The organism is Nocardia sp. 852002-51101_SCH5132738, from assembly GCF_001665695.1.
GTDB classification, from domain to species: Bacteria; Actinomycetota; Actinomycetes; order Mycobacteriales; family Mycobacteriaceae; genus Nocardia; species Nocardia nova.
In genome coordinates this window covers 111,427-131,816 of record NZ_LZML01000148.1, presented here as the reverse complement: position 1 = coordinate 131,816, position 20,390 = coordinate 111,427, and the positions used below count along the sequence as shown (strand labels likewise).

At 66.2% G+C, this 20,390-nt stretch carries 20 protein-coding genes; 10 read left to right on the top strand and 10 right to left on the bottom strand.

All coding sequences use genetic code 11. From position 1 onward, the window contains the following. Positions 1 to 76 precede the first annotated feature (76 nt). Positions 77 to 445: a VOC family protein gene (locus A5789_RS22330; protein ID WP_082940880.1), complete on the top strand. Its 369-nt coding sequence runs from the start codon at positions 77 to 79 to the stop codon at positions 443 to 445. Here the strand turns inward: A5789_RS22330 and A5789_RS22325 are convergent. Further along, positions 427 to 1,167: a helix-turn-helix domain-containing protein gene (locus A5789_RS22325; RefSeq protein ID WP_064904426.1), complete on the bottom strand. Its 741-nt coding sequence runs from the start codon at positions 1,165 to 1,167 to the stop codon at positions 427 to 429. The two genes, A5789_RS22330 and A5789_RS22325, sit on opposite strands and share 19 nt — an antisense overlap. 145 nt (positions 1,168 to 1,312) lie before the next feature. Between A5789_RS22325 and mscL the strand changes: the two genes are divergently transcribed. Beyond that, positions 1,313 to 1,774: a large conductance mechanosensitive channel protein MscL gene (mscL, locus tag A5789_RS22320; protein WP_064904409.1), complete on the top strand. Its 462-nt coding sequence runs from the start codon at positions 1,313 to 1,315 to the stop codon at positions 1,772 to 1,774. A gap of 20 nt (positions 1,775 to 1,794) precedes the next feature. On the opposite strand, the gene A5789_RS22315 is transcribed toward mscL, so the two are convergent. Then, positions 1,795 to 2,367, bottom strand: a complete 573-nt coding sequence (locus A5789_RS22315; RefSeq protein ID WP_063018322.1) for a TetR/AcrR family transcriptional regulator — start codon at positions 2,365 to 2,367, stop codon at positions 1,795 to 1,797. 222 nt (positions 2,368 to 2,589) lie between these two features. Here A5789_RS22315 and A5789_RS22310 point away from each other — a divergent pair, with 222 nt between their 5' ends. Next, entirely contained in the window at positions 2,590 to 3,513 is a 924-nt protein-coding gene (locus A5789_RS22310; protein WP_193615486.1) for a hypothetical protein, read from the top strand. A 191-nt stretch (positions 3,514 to 3,704) separates the two neighbouring features. Next, positions 3,705 to 4,466 (top strand): 3-hydroxyacyl-CoA dehydrogenase, encoded by a 762-nt coding sequence (locus tag A5789_RS22305; RefSeq protein ID WP_030515530.1) that lies wholly within the window; start codon positions 3,705 to 3,707, stop codon positions 4,464 to 4,466. Between the two features lie 91 nt (positions 4,467 to 4,557). Here the strand turns inward: A5789_RS22305 and A5789_RS22300 are convergent, their stop codons facing one another. The 4 genes from A5789_RS22300 to A5789_RS22285 form a co-directional block, all read right to left on the bottom strand. Beyond that, complete coding sequence (locus tag A5789_RS22300; protein WP_064906022.1) at positions 4,558 to 6,063, bottom strand: alpha/beta fold hydrolase; 1,506 nt, start codon at positions 6,061 to 6,063, stop codon at positions 4,558 to 4,560. Positions 6,064 to 6,160: 97 nt separating this feature from the next. Then, the gene (locus tag A5789_RS22295; protein WP_064906001.1) at positions 6,161 to 6,952 is read right to left on the bottom strand and encodes a thioesterase family protein; all 792 of its coding nucleotides are present in this window, start codon (positions 6,950 to 6,952) and stop codon (positions 6,161 to 6,163) included. A gap of 59 nt (positions 6,953 to 7,011) precedes the next feature. Next, positions 7,012 to 9,798 carry an ABC transporter substrate-binding protein gene (locus A5789_RS22290; protein ID WP_064905999.1) on the bottom strand — a complete coding sequence of 929 codons (2,787 nt, stop codon included), beginning with the start codon at positions 9,796 to 9,798 and terminating at the stop codon, positions 7,012 to 7,014. 161 nt (positions 9,799 to 9,959) lie between these two features. After that, the gene (locus A5789_RS22285) at positions 9,960 to 10,775 is read right to left on the bottom strand and encodes a dienelactone hydrolase family protein (RefSeq protein ID WP_064906020.1); all 816 of its coding nucleotides are present in this window, start codon (positions 10,773 to 10,775) and stop codon (positions 9,960 to 9,962) included. Positions 10,776 to 10,865: 90 nt separating this feature from the next. Here A5789_RS22285 and A5789_RS22280 point away from each other — a divergent pair, with 90 nt between their 5' ends. Continuing rightward, on the top strand, positions 10,866 to 11,837 hold the full coding sequence (locus A5789_RS22280) for a GlxA family transcriptional regulator (protein ID WP_063013704.1): 972 nt from the start codon (positions 10,866 to 10,868) through the stop codon (positions 11,835 to 11,837). Between the two features lie 86 nt (positions 11,838 to 11,923). After that, entirely contained in the window at positions 11,924 to 12,613 is a 690-nt protein-coding gene (locus A5789_RS22275; RefSeq protein WP_064905997.1) for a DUF899 family protein, read from the top strand. Here A5789_RS22275 and A5789_RS22270 read toward each other — a convergent pair. Then, positions 12,592 to 13,737 carry a helix-turn-helix transcriptional regulator gene (locus tag A5789_RS22270; RefSeq protein ID WP_063013706.1) on the bottom strand — a complete coding sequence of 382 codons (1,146 nt, stop codon included), beginning with the start codon at positions 13,735 to 13,737 and terminating at the stop codon, positions 12,592 to 12,594. The two genes, A5789_RS22275 and A5789_RS22270, sit on opposite strands and share 22 nt — an antisense overlap. 87 nt (positions 13,738 to 13,824) lie before the next feature. On the opposite strand from A5789_RS22270, the gene A5789_RS22265 reads away from it, so the two are divergent. Next, the gene (locus tag A5789_RS22265; protein ID WP_063013708.1) at positions 13,825 to 14,271 is read left to right on the top strand and encodes an ester cyclase; all 447 of its coding nucleotides are present in this window, start codon (positions 13,825 to 13,827) and stop codon (positions 14,269 to 14,271) included. An 80-nt stretch (positions 14,272 to 14,351) separates the two neighbouring features. On the opposite strand, the gene A5789_RS22260 is transcribed toward A5789_RS22265, so the two are convergent. Beyond that, entirely contained in the window at positions 14,352 to 15,431 is a 1,080-nt protein-coding gene (locus A5789_RS22260; RefSeq protein WP_197516683.1) for a hypothetical protein, read from the bottom strand. A 65-nt stretch (positions 15,432 to 15,496) separates the two neighbouring features. On the opposite strand from A5789_RS22260, the gene A5789_RS22255 reads away from it, so the two are divergent. The 3 genes from A5789_RS22255 to A5789_RS35865 all read left to right on the top strand — a co-directional run bounded on the left by A5789_RS22255 (position 15,497) and on the right by A5789_RS35865 (position 17,995). Continuing rightward, positions 15,497 to 15,793: a hypothetical protein gene (locus tag A5789_RS22255; RefSeq protein WP_155525622.1), complete on the top strand. Its 297-nt coding sequence runs from the start codon at positions 15,497 to 15,499 to the stop codon at positions 15,791 to 15,793. 463 nt (positions 15,794 to 16,256) lie between these two features. After that, positions 16,257 to 16,916 (top strand): DUF6875 domain-containing protein, encoded by a 660-nt coding sequence (locus A5789_RS22245; RefSeq protein ID WP_063013716.1) that lies wholly within the window; start codon positions 16,257 to 16,259, stop codon positions 16,914 to 16,916. A gap of 617 nt (positions 16,917 to 17,533) precedes the next feature. Beyond that, entirely contained in the window at positions 17,534 to 17,995 is a 462-nt protein-coding gene (locus A5789_RS35865; protein ID WP_169812408.1) for an aminoacyl-tRNA deacylase, read from the top strand. 60 nt (positions 17,996 to 18,055) lie between these two features. Here A5789_RS35865 and A5789_RS35860 read toward each other — a convergent pair whose 3' ends face one another. Then, positions 18,056 to 18,709, bottom strand: a complete 654-nt coding sequence (locus A5789_RS35860; protein ID WP_082856982.1) for a TetR/AcrR family transcriptional regulator — start codon at positions 18,707 to 18,709, stop codon at positions 18,056 to 18,058. Between the two features lie 693 nt (positions 18,710 to 19,402). Beyond that, entirely contained in the window at positions 19,403 to 20,107 is a 705-nt protein-coding gene (locus A5789_RS22240) for a hypothetical protein (RefSeq protein ID WP_155525623.1), read from the bottom strand. Between the last annotated feature and the right edge of the window lie 283 nt (positions 20,108 to 20,390).

Genomic DNA, 20,390 nt, shown 5'->3' with positions numbered 1-20,390 from the left:
CCGAATTGTGACAAACCCAGCCACGCCGTCCGATTCGTTCAAGACGACACCGGCCGCGGCGCTCTACGGTGACGCCATGGCACCTCAACTCAACGCAATCGGCGTGGTCGTCTCCGATCTGACGGCCGCACTCGACTTCTACCGGCGACTCGGTCTCGAATTCGGCGAGGTCGTCGGTGGTGGGCACGTGGAAGCTCCGCTACCCGGCGGATTCCGGCTGATGCTCGACTCGGAGGAGAACATCGCACAGGACGCCGGCGTCGGCCGGATCGGACTGGCCGTCGAATGCGGTTCGGCGGCCGAGGTCGACGCGCTCTTCGACGAACTGGTCGCGGCCGGATACCAGGGGGAGGCAAAGCCCTTCGACGCCGTGTGGGGCCAGCGCTACGCCACCGTGCACGATCCCGACGGCAACGGCGTCGACCTCTACGCGCCGCTGAGCTGATACCCCTCGGCGCGCGCGGCGGCCCCTCGGATACGGCCGGGAGATCGCCCGGTCAGGGCCCGGATCTCCCGGTTCATATGGGCTTGATCCGCATATCCGGCCAGCGCCGCGGTCTCGGCGAAACCGATGCCGGTGCGGCTCAGATCCAGAGCCCGGCGCATCCGCAGCACGCGGGCCAGCACCTTCGGCCCGTATCCGAAGGCCGCGACCGAGAGCCGATGCAGTCGTCGCGCGCCCAGGCCCAGCGTGTCGGCCGTGGCCGCGACCGTCTCCCCTGCGTCCAGCCGGCGCACGATCTGCGCCACCACCGGGTCGGGCGGGGCGGTCACCGCCGCACAGCGCCGGGCCACCTCCTCGAGTCCGCGCAGCGGATCCGGCGCCGCCGCGACCACGTCGGCCATGGCGCGGGCCCGCCGCGACGACCACACCTCGTCCAGTTCGGCCCGGCGATCCAGCAGCTCCGGCGCACGAACGCCGAGCAGGGCCGGAGCCGTACCCGGCGCGAAGCGAATCCCGTACACGGTCTGCGCGGCGGCACCGCTGTGGTAGGCGCGGGTATCCGGCCCGGCCACCAGTAACCGGCCACCGAGCCACAGCAGATCCATACAGCCGTCCGGCAACACCGTGGCCGACTCCCCCGTTACCTGCCGCTGCCATACGATCGCGCCCGTGGACACCCGCGAATGGCGTTCTCGATAAAGCTCCGGCGAATTCTCGGCCACGCAGGAAAGAGTATCGTCCGGCACCGACGGATTCGGATCCGAACACGTGATCGAGCCCACATCGAGTTGCTGCTGGTTCGCTGCTCGCCGTTAGACTGCCGGTCCGAGACAGCGTTGATGTGTTCGGATCGATCGTGAGGCTGAGATGCTCAAAGGGTTCAAAGACTTCCTGATGCGCGGCAACGTCATCGAATTGGCGACCGCGGTGGTCATGGGTACGGCCTTCACCGCGATCGTCACCTCGGTGACGAAGGGAATCGTCGAGCCGCTGCTGGCGGTGGCGGGAACCAACGGGCAGCTCGGATTGGGCGTGCAACTGGTCGCCGGAAAACCGGCCACATTCATCGCCGTCGGCCCGATCGTCAGTGCGGGAATCAATTTCCTCATGGTGGCGACGGTGTTGTATTTCGTGCTCATTCTTCCGATGAACACCTTGCAGAAACGGTTCAGCCGCAAGAAGAAGGCCGTCCCGACCCAAACCGAATTGCTGATCGAAATACGCGATCTGCTCGCGGGCCGGAGCGAAACCGCCACCACCGATGCCGTCGTGGACACCGACGCGACCGAAGCTCAGCGACGGGTCGCCGAGATGGTCCACGAGCGCTGAGTCGAAATACGTTGTAGTCGTTACTTTTTCGCACCGACGAAGTCGACGGTGGCGACCATCTGCCGGGCCAGCTGTTCGGGATCGGCGCCGCCGAGATCGGAATCGGTGAGCGCGCCCTCGCGCCACAGCGACGCGAAGCCGTGCACGAGCGACCAGGCGGCCAGCTCGGTCGCCGGTCGCGCGGATTCCGCGACACCCAATTGGGCCACCCCGAAACGCAATTCCTCGCCGGATACGGTGCGGGCCGCGATCAGCTCAGGATCGTCGACGCGCAGCAGGTCGTGGCGGAACATGACGTCGAAATGTCCGGGGTGGCGCCGCGCGAAGCGGATGTAGGCGACCGCCATCTCCCGGAAATCGTCACGAGAGCCGCGCAATTCCTCGGCCAGCAGCTCGAATCCGCGGATCGCGAGTGCGGTGAGCAGGCCCTGTCGATTGCCGAAATGGTGAGCGGGCGCGGCATGGGAGACGCCGGCGCGCTGCGCCAGCGCTCGCAGCGACACCGCGTCGACACCGTCGGCGGCGATCTGCTCGGCCGCCGCCGTCAGCAGCGTGGCTCGCAGATCTCCGTGGTGATAGGAGCTCTTGGTCACCCGACGATCGTGGCGCAGGGAACGGGCCCGAGTCCACCAACACGCCCGAAAGCGACGGCACGGTGAACCGACAGCGTTCTACCAACCGGCCCTCGAGCTGCACACAGCTGCGCGCGGTTTCTGGAAGATATGAGCATTCCGTCCGGTCGTCCGCGCCGGTGCGCACTGGCTGTCGCGGCATTCGCTGTCGTACTCGCGATTTCCGGGATCGCGGTGGTTCGTATGGCGACCGGAACCGCCGCGGCACATCCCGGTTCCGCCGCCGTCGGCGTGGTGACGGCCACGGTCGGCGCCGTCGCGCCGGCGGCGGCCGGTGCGACCACCGCTGCGGCCCAGCCGATTTCGCCGAACACGCCGGCGCAGCAGATGCAGAATGCGATCCTCGCCGCCGAACCCGGCAGTCGGGTGGGGATCGACGTGGTCGACACCACCACCGGGACCACGCTCGCAGGACTGAACACCGATCAGCAGTTCTACACCGCGTCGGTGGTGAAACTGCTGATCGCCCTCGACGAGCTGAAAAGCGTGAACTGGCAGCCGGATTCGGATACCACCGCCCTGCTGTCGCAGATGTTGTCGGCCAGCGACGACGATATCGCCGACGCGCTCTGGGACACCGGCGGTGGCCCCGACATCGTCTCCCGTGTCGCGGCGGACATCGGTCTCGGCGCCACCGAGCCGCCGGACGATCCGGCCCAGTGGGGCGAAACACTCACCACGCCGGCGGATGTGGTGCGGATCTACCGCTACATCGGTTCCGAGATCCCGCAGCCGGCGCGCGATCTGATCCTCACCGCCCTGCATCGGGCGAGTGCCACCGCCGCCGACGGAACCGATCAATACTTCGGCATCCCCGACGCCCTCATCGGGACGGACTGGGCGATCAAACAGGGCTGGATGACGCTGGACGACTCCACGACGCTGAATACGACCGGTCTGGTGTCCGCCGATCCCGCCCAGCCCGGCCGATTCGTGGTCGTCGTACTCACCACCCAGCCCGCCGGAACCGCGTGGACCACCGGCGGCGCGGCCGTCACCGCAGCGGTCGCCACACTGTGGGAGACCCTGGCCCCGACCACGGCGGTTGCCGCCGCTTCCACCGAAACTGTAACATGTTCTAGTATTTGCCCGGCCAGCGATAGATAGCGAACTCGGCAGAACATCCAGGTTGCGCGACCAACCGGAACAACCCGGTGAGATTGCCGTGAGCTGGTATAACCAGGGAACGAACTGCGGATCGCCTCCAGCTCCCCAGCGAGCGCGGAGGCGAACCGCTATTTACTTGTGGGTGGTGCGGCGACTAGTCTGACGCCGATACCGATCAGAAAGGACCTCGTATGAAGCTCGAGAATGCGGTCGCCGTGGTCACCGGTGGCGCGTCGGGTCTGGGCCTGGCCACGGTGAAGGAGCTGCACGGCCAAGGCGCCAAGGTGGTGATCATCGACCTGCCGTCCTCCAACGGTGAGGCGATCGCCAAGGAGCTGGGCGACGGTGTGGTCTTCGCCGCGACCGACGTCACCAACGAGGAGCAGGTGAGCGCCGCGCTCGACGCCGCCGCGCAACTGGGCACCCTGCGGATCGCGGTGAACTGCGCCGGTATCGGTAATGCGATCAAGACGGTCAGCAAGAAGGGCGCGTTCCCGCTGGCCGACTTCACCAAGATCATCAACGTCAACCTGATCGGCACGTTCAACGTGATCCGGCTGGCCGCCGAACGCATCGCCGCCGCCGAGCTCGAGGGCGAGGAGCGCGGTGTCATCATCAACACCGCCTCGGTCGCGGCCTTCGACGGCCAGATCGGCCAGGCCGCCTATTCCGCCTCCAAGGGCGGCATCGTGGGCATGACCCTGCCGATCGCCCGCGACCTGGCGAGTGTGAACATCCGCGTGGTCACCATCGCGCCGGGCCTGTTCCACACCCCGCTGTTCGCCACCCTGCCCGAGGAGGCCATCAAGGCCCTCGGCGCGCAGGTCCCCCACCCCGCCCGCCTCGGCGACCCCACCGAATACGCGGCCCTGGCCCGCCACATCGTGGAGAACCCGATGCTCAACGGTGAGACCATCCGGCTCGACGGCGCAATCCGCATGGCGCCGCGCTGATTTCGCGTAGCGAAAGGCCCGGCTTCCGCGGAAGCCGGGCCTTTCCGCGTCCGGGCGACCACTCGAGCGAGGTGGACCTCAGGCCAGGGCGTTACGGCTCCGCTTCGGTGTCGGGCGCGCACACCACATCGGCCGCCGGCAATACCCCGTCGGCGAAGTACCCGTTGATGGCCGCGCCGACGCAGCGACTGAGGCCGGGACGAAAAGTCATGTGAATCCGCACGTTCGCCAATGTGACGAGGCGGGACGAGCTCAGATCACGATGCAGGGCGAGGGCGTGATCGTACGGCGTGCGCGGGTCACCGGTCGCCTGCACGATGAGCGCCGGAACCGAATTCCGCACCGTGGTAGCGCTTTCCACGGGCGGGGGCCAGAAGGCGCAGGGTTGAATGTTCGCCGCCAGTGCGCCGAATATCGGCTGTGTGGCGCGACGTTCCTCGATCTCCGACCAGTATCGCGCCGGATCGGCGGGCGCGGCATCGTCACCGCAGGCGACGAACGCCAGTGCCGAATCCTCGTAGTGCCGAAGGGTATCCAGCGTATCCGCCAGCCAGGGTGTGTGGTCGGTGACGGGCGTTCCGCTCACCGCGGCCCGCAACTCGGCGACGGTGTCGGCGGCCTTCCCGTTCAGCCGGAAGTTGCCCAGCAGGTTGTGCAGGAGGAACGGCAGCCAATGATCGTCGACGGCGAAGCCGTTCACCGTGACCGGCCGACGAGCGAGGTCGTTCACCAGCTGTCGGACGGTGGCGCGGACCTGCGCCGCCGTCGTACCGAAGTGATAGTCCGGATCGTGCCGGGCGGCCCATCCGGCCCAGTCGTCGAGTGCCGCCTCGTCGGCGGCGCCCCAGTCACGCACCATCCCGGTCCAGTACCGGTCCGGATCGATCGCACTGTCGAGCACCATGCGATCGACCGACCGCGGAAACATCTGCGCGAACACCGCACCCAGATAGGTGCCGTAGGAGACGCCGTAATAGCTCAGCGCCGGTTCCCCGAGGACGCGCCGGATCACCTCCATATCGCGAGCCGTGTTGCGGGTCGTCACCTGCCGCAGCGCGGCGGAATCGCCTGCCAGACAAGCCATCGCCAGACGCGCGGCGCGAGCGGTGTCGGCCAGGAATCCGTCCAGCCCGACCCCGGCGGAACGAATCATCTCACCGATCGGCCAGCCGCAGCTCCGGCCGCCGCCGGACCGCCCGACACCGCGTGGATCCATGCCGATCAGGTCGTAGTGCGCCCGAACCTCCGGCGCCAGAACGTCTCCCAGCAGATCGATCGTGTCCAGCCCCGAGGCCCCGGGCCCGCCGGGATCGGCCAGCAGGACGCCACGCCTGCGGTCCGGATCGGTCGCCGGCACCCGGGATATCGCGATGTTCAGGGTGCGGCCGTCGGGGTCGGCGTAGTCCAGCGGGACCCGCACTGCCGCGCAGGAACCGCCGACCGCGTCCAAGGTGTCGAGACCACACGGCTTCCAGTTGGCCCGCTGGCGGTAGAAGCGGTCCATGCCCGTGACGGGCGACGGAACCGCCGCACCGGAGGTGACGAGCACGGCCGCCACCGCCAGCACGGCCGCTGTCCAGCGAAACACCCTCGACATCAACAGGTTCCGGCCCTGCGAGCGCCACACTCGTCCACGTCGCCACGGTAGCCGAGAGATTCGGGGTCGCCCGTGGCGGGAAGAATCCGGCGCCCGCCTACCGGTCGCCGATCAGCAGAGTCTGGGTGCTGCGGCCGACCGGACCCTTCTCGTCGTAGAGCCGGGATTCGGCCATCCCGATGCCACTGCGTTCCGGATAGGTCACCGCATCCAGGCAGACCCACTCCCCCACCGGTTCACGATGCAGCGTGACGGTGAGGTCGGTATTGATGAAAAGGTAACGCTCCCAATTCAATACCGCGCTCACGCCGTTACCGGAATCGGCCGCCGCGAGAGTCCGCTCCAGGGGACTGGGAGTGGTTCCGGCGACGATCGGATAGCGCAGCTTGATCCAGCAGACCGCCGGACCCGGCTGCTGGAAGGAGCCGGCGACGAAGCGGTAGTCGATTCCGGTGTGGAATCCGACGGGCTGATTGCTGGGGAACTCCCCACTCTGTGCCACGGTGTCCGGCCCGGGATACGCGCCGGCCGCCACCGCATCCGGCGGCACCTCGACCTCCGGATCGGCCACCCGCAGCCGCCACGCGTTCGCCTTCAACACCGGTCCACGGTCGGTGGCGACGGTGGCCTCGATCAACTCCACGCTGCGCCCCGGCCGCACCACCCGCGCCTCGGCCCGCAGCGGCGCGATCGGGACCGGCCCGAGAATCTCGACCGCCACCCGCCCGACCCGGAAACCGGGCCGCGGCTCACAGCGCTCGATCACATGCCCGAGCAGCGCCGACGGCGGCCCCGCATGCTGCGCGTCCGGCGACCACGGACCCCGGGTCAGCTCGGTGGAGTGGAACAGCACGGGATCCGAGGGATCGGGTCGATAGAAGGCCTCCATGGATCCTTATTACCGCACCGGCCCGGCACCGCCCTGCTCGCCCTGACCGGCGCGGTGCCTCAGCCCGTGGGTTGTTCCCACTTCTCGCCGTCACTCTCGGTGCCCGCGGGACAGCCGGTGGGTGTGCGGCGCTCGGGTGCGATCGGATACATCACCAGGCACTTCGGCGGCAGGTCGGGATCGTTCAGATCCGAGGTGACGAGCACGCCGATCGAGGCGCCAGTCGCGATTCCGCCCGGGCCGTCGAAACGCAGCTTGCCGGTGATCGTGTCGGCGTCGAGATCGGGACGCCGCAGTTCCAGGCCGATGGCCGCGCGGTCGATCGCGCCGTCCGCCGCCGACCGCTCCGGCCGGGACCGATTACGCTGCACGGCCCGGAGGAACAGTTCGGCGACGTCGAAGGTGATTCCGGTGCGGTCGCCGGGCCAGCTCTCGTGAAAATGCGGCAGGTCGCGCCGCAACTGCGTCAGCTCCGCGCACAGGCTGCGCAGGCTCAGGCCCGCGTGCTCCATGCGGTCCGGCGCGCCGTCGCGCACGCAATTGCTGCCCGCCAGCAGCGCCGGTACCCCCTTGGCGACGTATCGGACCGGAAATCCGATCGGCGCGGCATTCTGCACCAGCTTGTCCGACACCGCGCGGGTCGCGGTGTCGTTGGCCAGGATCGGCGGCGGGGCGTCACCACAGTGTTGAGCGGCCACGTTGACGAACGGCCCGAAATCCGGATTGCGGCCGGCGAAGAACAACAGCGTCCGCGGCGCGTCGGGGTCCGCCGGTGCGCACGGCAGCGGCAGACCGTAGATCTGCTGCTGTTCGGACCACGTGTAGACGTCGCCGAGCATATGTCGCTGCGCCAGTACCGCTTCGAGGTCGTCGGCCAGAGTCCGCACGTAGATGTCGTCGCGATCCGTCGGTGCGTAGACCGTCACCTTGTCGTAGCGGCGGGTGCCGTCCGCATTCCTCGCGCCCGCGGCGTACTCCGCGACGAGTTCGGCCTGGGCGTGGTTGTCAGGGACGGGTTGGAAGTAGGTGGGCGACACGGCGTCGAGCCCGTCGGCCGACAGGGTGGTCGCCATCGTGGGAACCCCCAGCTCACCCAAACGCGCGATGGCTCTGCGGGTTTCGGCCGTGCTCCGGTCGAGTCCGATCACGCCGACCACGGTCGGATCCGACCGCACCAGCCGGCTGATCTGGTGCTCGACCACCCAGGTCGCGTATCGCATGGTCGATCCGCCGTTCGCGATCACGATGCGCAGCAGCGGTTCGGATTCGCCGTTCTGCTTGTTCGCCCGCCGCTGCTGAACCGCGAGGCCCGCCAGTTCCTCGGCCTGTGCGTGCGGGTAGCGCACGTTGCGGTCGGTATAGGTCATCCCGGCGAAGTAGATCAGGGTGACGAGCGGACGACGGGGATTGTCGTGGCGCAACCGCGCGGCCACGGTGTTCTGGCGGAACACCTCGCGCTCCATCTCGGCGAGTTCCTCGTCGTCGGCGAAAACCTGTGCGGCACCGGCACTCAGGCCGATGCATTCGGTTCCGCGGACCACGACATCGACACCCGCGTGCCACGGCCACGCGGTGCATCCAACGGCGATGCGAGGCTGGACGGCCGAGACCGTCGCGGCTACCAGGGCGGCAACGGGAAGCAGGGCGATCACGGTGACCACCGACCGTCGCGCCGCCCACGGCGGCGCCGGCGGCTGCGCCAGCTCGGCGTGCTCGAACGGTTCGAGCGTGCCGGACAGCGAATCCGGTAGGGGCAGGCTGAGATACCAGCTGTCCGTGCGGCGGCGGCGACGGCGCCCATCGATATCGGCCTGCCAGGAGCTCAGCGGATCATCGCGAGAGTCCAGGGATTCGAAGTGCAGGTGCGGGTGCTCGACGGAATCCTCGATGCGCGAGATCAGCGCGAGCGGATCGAAAAGCCCGGTCTCGTTGCGGATCTCGTTGACGTAGCGCATCAGGCCGGTAGCACTGTCCCCCGGTTCGACGCCATCGAGCAGAGCTACCGGATATGCGGTGCGACGCCAGCTCGACGGACGCCACAGCCTCCGGCGATAAGCAACGCGCAGATCCTCCAGAAAGGCGTTGACCAGCAATTTCGCGATCTGCTCGTTATTCTCCCGGCGGCGCATCGGCTCGGCGAGACGCACCCCGAATCCGACGAAACTGTTCGACAGCCGTGGCGTCAGATAGCGCTGATGCATGAACCAATAGCTCACCGGCGACAACCCCGGCACATGCGAACTCACGAACAGCCACAACCGCACGATCGGCCACATCGACAGCACCACCGTCAGCACCCGGGAGACGGTCCCTCCGATGGCGCCGAGTGCCGTGGTCGAATGCTCGGCGGCCGGCCCACGGCGCAGCAGTTCCGGCAACCGCTCGCGCAATTGCGCCGACGCCTCGGTCGCGGCCCCCTCGAGCCGTTGCCGCATCAGCCAATCGGCGGTGCGGTAGCGCGGAAAGGGTATGGGCCCCATGGCCGTGTCGTCACTGGAGAAGCACTTGTAGAGCTCCTGCAGCAGGGCCAGGAAACGCGGATCCAGCTCGTCTGGGCCCTCCGGTGGGTGGTCCGGCGTGGACGGCTCGAGTTTCGGAATCTGCACCACCGCACGCGGAACCGCGCGGCGGCTGCCCGGGGAGGCCAGCCAGTCACCACAGCGCCGCAGCAGGCCATCCGCGGAAAGCGGTGCGGCGCTGCTGATCAGGCAGACGATCGGCGGCGGCGTTCGCCTGGTCTTGCGGTAGCGGAACAGCACCGGCAGCACCCGCGGTCGCTCGTCGGGCACCGTCACCCGGCGCAGCAGATTTTGGATCCTGCGAACGTCGCCTCGTACATCCGGCATGCGTCGCCCCCTCCGCCGCGTCTGCGCTCCCCGTCGCCTTTCGAGTACCCGGGACTGTACTCAACTACGCCCACATCGGCAGGCCTCGACGGAACACGCCGATGCCGGTCGCGGTCGGCTACCGGGGAGGGCGGCCGGAAGGTACGCCCGCCATCGCGGCGCTACTCCGCGGAGGTATGCAGGCGGGCGCTGAGGAACTCGAGAATTTCGTCGCGGGCCGTGCGGGTGGGGTGGCCCTGCTCGTCGACGAAATGTGCGGTGACGATGCTGTGCGGGGTCTGGACCACGTCGCGGAAGAACGGCGGCGGGGCGGGGTTGGCGGATTCGCCCGGCAGCACGCGGCCGTCGAAGGCGTCGCCGAGCAGCGCCCGGTAGGCGGCGAAGCGACGGCCGGTGCACCAGCGGTCGTTGTCGAAACGGTAGGCCAGGACCGTCAGACCGTCGCGCTGGATGCGGTCGCGGATCGCGGCCGCGTCCTCGTCGCTCACCTCGATGCCGGCGGGATCGTCCAACGGCAGCGAAGGATGATTCACCACCGGGGCGACGACGGACGGTTCGAGCGTCATGGTGAGTGCGAAATTGCCGGTGAAACACAGGCCGAGCGCGCCGACTCCCGGACCGCCGCATTCGTCGTGGGCCAGCCGCGCGAGCCCGCGCAGCCATCGGGTGACGGGACTCGTGCCGCCGCCCGCGAACGCGCGGAATTCGGCACTCACACACGCACGGCGGACTACTTCGGCGCCCTCCTCGACCGTGGGATAGGCGCCGTCGGCGCCGAACAGCGAGGGGAGGTAGACGGTGAACCCCGCGTCGCGAATCCAGCGCGCGAGCCGGAGGACGTCGGGGCTGATGCCCGGCATCTCCGGCATCACCACCACGGCCGGGCCGGATCCGGCCGTGTAGACGGTCTTGCTCACCCCGTCCACGTCGACCAGGCGGGGTGCGAAAGCGGCGATCGGGTTGTCGTCGGTATCCATGTGGTCAGCCTCGGCCGGAATCGGCGCGAAAGCGATCGGCGGGATCGCCATATTCGGAGGTATTCTCGCCATCGGACGAGGAGGCGGGTCGTGAGCGCGTATCGAGTGGGGGTGCTGGCGTATCCGGGCTGCTTCGCCTCCGAGGTGTTCGGGATTCCCGATCTGCTGACGATGGCCGCGCATGTCGCCGGTCCTGATCGCGCCGGTTACGAGGTGACCGTGATCTCGCCGCGGCGCCGGGTGGTGGCGTCGGGCGGTGTGGCACTGTCGGTTTCGCCGTTGCGCGAGGTCGATATCCTCGTGGTGCCGGGCTTCGAACTCGTTCCGGGTCTCGACCCGGATGCCCGGCTGCCACCGCTCACCGCCGAGATCGCGGCGATCCGCGCCCATGCCGCCGCGGGCGGAGCCGTCGTATCGATCTGTGTGGGCGCGTTCCTGCTCGCCCGGGCCGGGCTGCTCGCGGACCGGAAGGCGACCACGGCCTGGCTGTTCGCCGACGAACTCGCGCAGCAGTGCCCCGAGGCCGATATCCGGCCCGATCGACTCGTCGTCACCGACCGCGGTGTGACGACGACGGCCGCCTTCAGCGCCATGTACGACTTCGCACTGGACCTCATCGCACGTCACAGCGGCGCGCGGGTCGCGCGGACCACCGCGCGGATCGCCCTCGTCGACGACGCTCGCTCGTCGCAGACCCCGTATGTCGACGCGCGGCTGCTGCCACAGCCCGGAAATACGTTCTCCCGCAAGGTGATGCGTCACCTCGACCGCAATCTCACCGCCCGCTACGACCTCACCGCACTGGCGAGCGCGTTCCACGTGAGCACTCGCACTCTGCTGCGGCGCTTCGCCGACGAGACCGGGCGCAGCCCGCTCGACTATCTGCAGTCCGCACGCGTGCGCCGCGCCCGGCACCTGCTCGAAACCACCGACCGCACCGTCACAGATATCTGCGGCGCCGTCGGCTACCGGGATGCGGGCACCTTCGCCGCCCTGTTCGCCGAACACACCGGTCAGCGCCCCGGGGACTATCGCACCACCTTCCGCCGCACCCGCTCGTGAATCGACGGGCCGCGACCGATGAGTTCCGGCGCGGCATCGCGTCTGTATCTACAGCTCGCAATCCGGGAAAAGGTCAGGGAGGACCCATGAGCACCACAGCACTGCCACCCGTCGTCGACGCCGAGACCTGGCAGCGTGAACTCGACACGCTGCGAAGGCGGGAGAAGGCCGCGACCCGGGAATTGGACGCGATCGCCGCGGCGCGCCGCCGCCTGCCGATGGTGCGGATGCCCGACTACACCCTCGAGAGCGAGAACGGACCGGTCCGGCTGGCGGACGTCTTCGACGGCAAGTCGCAGCTGATCGTTTACAACCACATGTGGTTTCCCGGCGAAACCTGGCAATGCCCCGGTTGCACCGGATTCACCTCGCAATTCACCCGATTGGAGTTCCTGGACAACTGGGACGCCCGCTTCGTCATCGTCACCCAGGGGCCGATCGACGAGGCGCTGGCCTACAAGCGACGCGTCGGCAACACGATGAGCTGGTACTCCACCGCGAACAGCTCCTTCGGCGCGGACGTCGGCGCACCTCCCGGCGGCGGCTTCGCGGTCAACGTCTTCCTGCGCGACGGCGATACCGTCTACCGCACCTGGCACACCGACGGCCGCGGCACCGAACAGCTCGGCTACACCTTCGCCCTGATCGACCTGCTGCCCTACGGCCGCCAGGAGGAATGGCAGGACTCACCCGAGGGATGGCCGCAATCGCCCACCTACAGCCGGTGGAGTGGATCGAAGGAGATCGCGGCGGCCTACGGCGAGCCCGGCGCCTGAGCGGAACGAGCCTCCGATTCCGTACCCGGCTCCGTCGGTAAGTACCACCCGTACGGGCTCGGAATCGCGCCGGCCGTAGTCAGCGGCGCGTAGTGGCGTCCGTAGAACGTCGCGACGAGATCCCGCCGACTGCGGATGTTCGACTTCGCGAGGATCGACTTGACGTGGTCCTGGACGGTGTACGCCGAGATGAACAGTTGCCGGGCTATCGCGTCCGTCGACGCGCCCCTGAGCACCAGCTCCGTGATTTCGCGCTCCCTCGACGTCAGGCCGTAGGCGCGGACCAGGACGTCGGAGAGGTGGTTTTCCGCGGCGCTCTCCACGATCACCGCGATCTGGCCCGAACCGGCGAGCACCGATCCGTGCACCAGAATCCACCCGCCGCCGCGTCGGGGTAATCGCGCGTGCGCGGGGCGCTCGCACAATCCGGCGGCCGCCGATCGAGCGGCCGCGGCGATGGAGCGGAAAACGCTGGGAACCGCCCCGGGTTCGGCGATTTCCGCAAGCCAGCGCTGGGCCGCCGGGGTGACGTCGCCGAGTGTGCCCTCCGGATCGACGATCGCGATACCGGGGCCGGCCACCTCGTCGATCGCACGGTCCACCGCGGTGTGCAGCATCGCGCGGCGCAAGCCGTCTGCGATCAGTGGCGCAACCTGCGCGATCGCCCGAACATCATCGGGTCCGAACGGATTTCCGTGGGTCCGGTATCCGACCAGCGTTCCCCAGCAGCTCCCACCGTCGAGAAACGCCGCCCGGATCTCGTCGATCACGCCGAGCGGCGCGAGCACCGTGCGCCATCGCGGCGAGCGCCGCAGTTCACCGCCCGTCGCCGCATACAACGTCGCGACCGGTGGAGACGCGGCCGCCAGCGCCCCGAACGTATTGATGTCCGGGACACGGAACTCGCTGTCGAACAGGGCCGCCTCGGTCCGCGGGTCCTCCTCCCGTCCGCTGACCACGCAGCTGGTGAACAACAGCGTGGCGGGGTCTGTCGTCGACCAGGCCGCCATATCCCACGACACCACGCGGCCCACTGCCGCATCGAGCGCGTAGCGAAGCTCGTCGAGCCCGAGTCCCTGGTGGCTCAGGCGCACCACTTCCCGCGCCAGCCGTGTTTCACCCACGGAGCAACGGTAGCGTCCCCCCGGGCACCGCAGAATCCCAGGAAGTAGGGATGGCCGTGCCACTCGTTCGGATCGCACGATCGAGACATGGCAACAGAAGACACGGCAACGGCCGGCACCATCGAGCAACGCAACATCGCCGCGATGCGACGCATCTACGGCGAAATCTTCGACGAGGGACGACTCGAGTTGATCGACGAGCTCTTCGATCCGAACATGGTCAACCACACCGCCCCCGAGGCTCACCGCCACGGCACCGCGCCCGTCAAGGCATTGGTGTCGATGCTGCGGTCCGCATTTCCCGATGGCCGAACCGAATTCGAGGATTTCACCGCAGCGGGCGACGTGGTCGTCGGACGCAATTGGTACAGCGGAACCCATGTCGGCGAGTTCATGGGCAATGCCCCCACCGGCCGAACGTTCCGGTTCCGCCAGATGCATTGGATGCGGTTCGACCAGCACGGGCGCGTCGTCGAGCACTGGGGCGTTCGTGACGACGTAACCCACCTGCAGCAGCTGGGAATTCTCGGCTGACGCCGCCACCCTCGTCCGCATCGGAATGCCCCTCACCTGCGATGCACGGTGAGGGGCCGCTGTGGCGATGCCCGACGGGACTACAGCACCGGCGGGCGCTGATCGTCGGCCTCGGCCCGCACCGCGTCCTCGAACCCCGACTCGTATTCCTCGCAGTACAGCAGTCGGCAGCCGCGGATCGCGTCCAGCAAATCCTCCAGCAGATCGACGGCCGGACGGCCCGGATCGAGGCAGGAGATCCGGAATTCGTCGGTGAGCGCGGTCAGGCCCTCCTCGTCGAGTTCCTCTCCGCGCAAGCGCCTTTCGATCGCCTCGGCGGCCTCGACGATCCGGACCGGGTTGCGCACCCGGCCCTCGGCGGCGGCGAGCGCGTCGGCGATCAGGTCGACCACCACGGCGGTCGGGCTCTCGCCCGCACACAACCGCTCCAGCACCAGAGTCGGCGTCTCCACCTGCAGCGCCTCCAGATTGTCGGCCTCCGCGACCACGTGCACCGGATGCACCTCGGCGGCCTCGGAAGCGACCTCAGCGGCGAGGTACAGCCAGCGCGCGGCGGCCACCGCGGCGGCGGCCGGGTCGATATCGGTGAACCGGTCGAGGGAGGCGAGCGGGTCGGCGTACAGCAGCGCATCGGCCGCGTGCACCTGCACCGGCGAGATGTCCGCCCGCGACAACTCCACCGCCTGCCGGGCTCGCCCGGACAGATCGCCCAGTTCCGCGGCCTCGATCGCCGCCTGTTCGGTCCGCACCTCGGCGACCAGCGCGTCCACCAGCGTCGCATCGCCGATCAGATGCGCCACCCGCCCGATCCGATGCGCCGACTCCTCGACCACGCTGTAGGACACCGCCATCATCCCGTCCTCGTCCGGCAGATTCGGTTCCCGGACAGCCGCCTCCACCTCACGGAACCGATTGCGCTCCTCGGCCCGATGCCACGCCACACTGTTCGGCACCTCCGGATCCCCCGCCGCCGACGCCGGATGCGTGTAGGTGCGCCACTGATACTCCGACAGTTTCGTCAGCGCCGCCGCCAGCGCGAGCGCGACCTCGGGTTCGACCGTCCGCGACAGGGGCGCGATGGTCTCGGCCACGTCTCCCCCGCCGGTTCCCCACGTCGCGACAAGTGCGCCGGCCCCCGCGTCGTATGCATACCGCGTCACGACCTCAGTTCTACCCTCGTGCATGAAAAAGGCCCCTCACCTGGGGCTCAGGTAAGGGGCCTGTGGTGGACCTCGCAGGAAACTACTCGAAACAAGCACACCTACTGGAACGCCTGGTCCTGACATCGCAACACGCCGAGAGCAATAACCAACCAGTGCTCCAAGCACCGGCCGCGCCGCCGAGAGCGATCCGCAAGAAGCACGTCACCGCGACCGAACGGGCAGAGATCGTCGCGAAGTACGAGGCCGGCGCATCATTGGTTCAGCTGAGGACCGAACACCACATGGCCAAGCGGACCGTGACCAAGCTGCTGCGGGAGGCCGGTGTGACCATCCGTCCGCGGGGTGGGCAGCGGCATTGAAATCGCGAGACTGTTCAACGTCTAAACAGCTCGTTCAGCACAGTGCGAGAGGTATTGCTGACGCGGGGAGTTGAAATGCGGGCTGCGTGGAGATGACGGTTACCGCGATCGGACCAGACCGCCAGCCACCTTCACAGATTCGTCGGCCACGTTTCGCCGCTAGACGCCTTAGGTCAAGCTACGCCAACGGCCGCTCCCTCTGCTCGGTCGCCACCAAGCTCGGGAACTCCCGCAGCGGCGTCTGCGAAACCTCGTCGCTCGCGGCACCCCAACGCGGGACCGACGAAAGCCGACCGTGGTCGTCGGTGATCGACGAGTGAGGCCCCCGCAGCGGCGCGCTCCCGTTCGACATACACACCACAGTCATCCGTCGAAGTGACCACTTGCATAACACGATGTGCACGCTAGACTTCTGAATAGTCGCTCGACGCCGCGCGGCGACCAACACCAACAGTGAGAGCCAGTGCTGGCGCTCACCCGAACTGAGGATGTGGTGACCATGCCCCGGGAGCCGATCACACTCTCCCGCCTGTCCGATCCGAAACCGGACACTGCGACCGAACAAGAGTTCGAAACCGTGAGGTCATGGGCGCGCAATTGGCTGAGTAAGGCTCATCCAGACCTGGGCAGAAACGGGCCCGTGTGCCCGTTCACCGGCCCCTCGATCAGCAAAGACCTGTTCCTCGTATCGTTCGTCCGCGGCGCGGCCATCGACCGCGATGCGATGGGCGAAATCCTTACGGAGGTGGCGCGAATCTTCCCTGGCCTGCCGCCCGAGAAGGGGCCCGAGGTGGTATTCAAGACCGTCGTGCTCATACTTCCCGAGGTCACAGACTTTCAGGCCATCGACAGCGTGCAGTTGGAGTACAAAAATCTCTTCATCCGGTCCGGACTTATGGTCGGACAGTTCTATCCCGGTTGTCCCCAAGAGGGCCTGTGGAATGCCGCATTCAAGCCGCTGGACGCTCCGTTGCCGATGCTCGCCATCCGGTACATGGTCAGTTCCGATTATCCGTTCCTGTGCGGCAACGAGGAGTGGATGCGCGTGTACTTCTCGCAGTTCGCGCCGGACATCCCCTCCCGGGTACGGATCGATATCATCCGACGCGTTACCGCCGCCTAACTCACGGAAGTCGAGCAGGGGGCATCGACACCCTCAGCGTGGCCTCGGGCCTGGAGTATGCGATAGTCGCAACTCCGGGCCCGTCCTCGTTTCCTCATGCAGGGACACCCGTGACTGGACGTCGAGACGACGCCTTGCACCCGACACCGATGTTGCGTCGTCCGGTATCATTCGAGGTGCATCATTTTGGCACGACGGAAGTCGGGCGGCATACGTCGCCTCGATAAACGTGCCGAACCACCATCCCTTGTCATGAGATTCAGACTGACAAGTCGAGGGAGCCGCTTCGCAGCGATCGAACAAAGCTTGGCGAATTGCCGAAGGACGTCGGAAGCGCCGGCACTGGGCCAGTCACCTCTGCCTTGAACCCCTCACACTTCGGCCCGGCGTAAAGCCCGCACCTCTGATCACGAACAAGCGCCCGTCGCCTCTCACGGAAACTATTATCTAAGGCTCGTCTTCCGTAGAGAGCAGCATTTCAACGTCGCACACCACTAGTCAACATAGCGTACCTGCCGACTATCGCGTTTATCGCCCTCACGCATTCATCGAGAAAGCTGGTAGTTAAAGTTCAATAGTTGTACAATAAATTCATTATGAGCATAATACATGAGCGCGTGCAAAAACATCTCGACGCCACCGAAGTGCCGCACCAAATTCGGCCACACATGAATGCTGGACGAAAAATTCGCTCCCCAAATGACTTCGCGGAATCCCTCGGATACGAGTTAGGCAGAGTTACCAAGTCAGTTTTCTGTCGTTCTCACACCGGAAGCACCTACGCAGTTCTTGTCGCGCCGATGGATCGAAGAATCAAATTCAAAGACGCGGCCGATATTCTTGGATGTGGACGTCTCGAATTAGCGAACGCCGACGATCTGCTAAACGTTACTGGCTACCCGAAGCACGGGGTATCGCCGTTTGGTCTAGGCCCAAACGTGGCCGTAGTTGTCGACCGTGGTCTGCTCGGCTACATGACCGTGCTCGTCGGCGGCGGCGCCGTGGGTGTTGAAATAGAAGTAGACCCATCGCATCTGACCCAAGCAACCAATGCGATAGTAATTGACCTCTCAGAATAGCGACCTAGCGGTCGGCTGGCAGCGATCAGCCGACCGCATCGCGGCAAGAGATCAACGTACTCATGTGGTTTCGTCGACGTCAGTAGATGACGCTCCGCTGCGACGAAGATATTCATGTGACACTAAGACAGCGATACCCATCTGTGCTTCATCGGCCGTCAGGTCGTGGGCTGTGGTTATGTCATCCGAGCCAAAATGCATTGTCGCCCAAGTGAGCCATACTGAAGCCATATAATTCAGGATCAGCTGGGCGACGGTCGATCCACATTCTGGAGAAAGTCCATCGTCAAGAGCAATACGCTGACACAGAGTATCGATACGGCGTTCGAATTCGACTTGCGCTTTCGAATTCTCAGTCAAATCAAATGCTTGCTTACGTCGCATGAAAAGTAGTGCGCATGTCGCAGCAACTCTCAAATCTGGGTCGTCTCGCATTTCCCAGATGGCAGCGGTGTCCTGCAATAGAATTCTGCGAGCATCCATTTGAGGTGATCCGAATGAAGCACGAGCAACCTGCTTAGTGACTTCCCCCCAGCACCATGCGTCTGTGGCTGTCCATACTTTTTCCAGGTTGCCGTACTGTCGGAAGAGTGTACTCTCAGTGATGCCAGCGCGCTCTGCAATAGCCGCAGTGCGAACCTTTCGCGCCCCATGTCGAAGAAGCAGCTCCGCAGTCGCAAGCGGAACTGCATCAACTCGCTCCACAAGTTTCATGACACCGACACCTTCCTTAGACGCAAACCCATGTGAAGCATTGTGTGATTGGCCTGATTCATAACTATCTCGCCGGCCTTTGTGATACCAGGCCACACTTTGCTTCCGCCGTCCTGATATGTGTCTCAATAGTTATTTCGGGATGGAAGGGTGCGGTGCGCGCAAACATCTCGCGCGCCCCCTCCTCGCCTCGCTCGACTAGCACATTCACTAGATCATGCAGAAAGAGGAAGTGGTCCAGGTACCGGGACGGCCCAAACCACTCAGGGCGTTCGGTGGTGTCAGCTGGCATGCTAAACCCCTTCCGTGTGCGAACACTAGCATAGAGCAGCCGGGATACAAGCGAAAGGCATAGCAGCAACTTGCGCCGGCGGTGGTGCCAGTTGCCGGCAGATAGGGCGGCAAGCCTGGGGTGACACACCCGCCATGTCGGGCACCTCGCCCCGCTGGCGAGTCGAAGGTAGGACTTGGGGTCTCCGAAGCGTCCGCGGTGCGCCATTCGCGAGCCTCCTTCGATGGCTGAAGGCTTCCATTCGGCCCGAGCTCACCTCAAAGAAGCTGATGGCGAGACTACAGACTCCGCACGTGAACTACAAGCCTTGAGACTCCTAGTCTCATTCGCGCGGCGCTTTCCTTCCCAGCTACGCCGAACGGTGGGACGAGGAGGAGGGGAAGCCGCAGCGTTCGACGGTCTTACAGCTCGGTGGCCGGCTTCAGCTGCACTTCTTCCGCAGCCGTCCACTCCGGGTCGGCTTCAACCATGAGATCCAGGATGCCGAGAAAAGCGACTGCGGCGAGATGCCACTCGACTGGCTTGTCGTCGATACCGGGTAGCAAAATCGGCGACCGGACGATCGCCGGATTGGTGATCCGCCGTCCGATCATCCCCTCAATCAAGGAAGATGCCGTCGTAGCGAAGGTGCGCAGGTCGAATTCGGCCTTCATGCGAAGACCGAGTATCGACATCATTTCCTGGTAGAAGGTCACCATCCGGTCGATGAAATGAGATTCTGCCGTCTGCAGGGCTCGAAGCAATCGGTCATGATCTTCCGCCTGGAGAGCCGGCAGCGTGGCGACCAGCGCTATGAACGTTCGCCAGGACAGCGATTCGGCGATCGCGTGGAAGTTGCGTTCGACACCTTGCCGCACTGCTTCTTGAAGCACGGCTCGTCGACCACCAGGAGTCCCAAGCCTATCCTGATACCGCAGTACGACAGCCGTGGTCACGTCCAGAGTGTCCTGGTCGAACGCGACGCCCAGTGACTGCTCGGGTTCGATCATTCGCTCCATCAAGTCGAGGTAGAACGCCTCGCTAGTCGCCCAGACCCGTCGGACGGAGCTGCGCGGAACATCTGCAATCCGAATCAGTTCCTCTAGGCTGAGATGGGCCAAACTCACTGTCAATCCAGTGTCCCGCAGCATGTCCACCGCTACGTCGAGCAGGCGCTCTCGCAGTTCGGGCCTTGTTAGCCGCCGGCGCTGACGGCCTGTCCCCGTTGCCCACGCGTGCCCCTCGTCATCTACACCAGACCGATCTGACACGACGATTCTCCTCCATTTGAGACTTGAAGTCTCAAGCCTTGTGCCGCGGGAACTTCACCACAGGTTCTCACGACATGGCAGAAAGCGGACAACTGCGTTCTCAGGTGCGGCAGAGAGCGTGACCTCGCCGATACACCTC